This window comes from Streptomyces sp. BE20 (genome assembly GCF_036322525.1).
In the GTDB taxonomy this organism is placed as follows: domain Bacteria; phylum Actinomycetota; class Actinomycetes; order Streptomycetales; family Streptomycetaceae; genus Kitasatospora.
In genome coordinates, this window is the sequence record NZ_JAQYWW010000154.1 from 1 (window position 1) to 319 (window position 319).

Below are 319 nucleotides of genomic sequence, written 5' to 3' on the forward strand. Positions count from 1 at the left end.
CTTCCTCGACCGGACGACCGTCTTCGGCCGCCCCTGTCCGCTCGCCCGCACCGAGCCGGGGATCTTACACCGGTCCGTCGCGGTCCACCAGGTACGCGACGGCGACGGCCCAGACCGCTCCCGCCGCGGGGCACAGCGAGTTGGACATCCCCTCCTCGTAGTGGTACAGGCGGGGGTAGTAGTCCTGCAAGCCTTCCCAGACCACGGACCCGCCCAGCAAACCCCCCACCTGCCCCCGGTGCCCCCGCAGCCCGGTGGCGGTCCCCCCGCCGCCGCCCCGCACGGGCCCGACCCGCCCGGCCAGCAGGACGGCCGCCGC

At 75.9% G+C, this 319-nt stretch carries 1 protein-coding gene; it reads right to left on the bottom strand.

From position 1 onward, the window contains the following. Nucleotides 1-64: 64 nt before the first annotated feature. A partial coding sequence (locus PUR61_RS00775) for a hypothetical protein (RefSeq protein WP_443035096.1) occupies nucleotides 65-319 on the bottom strand: 255 nt, incomplete at its 5' end.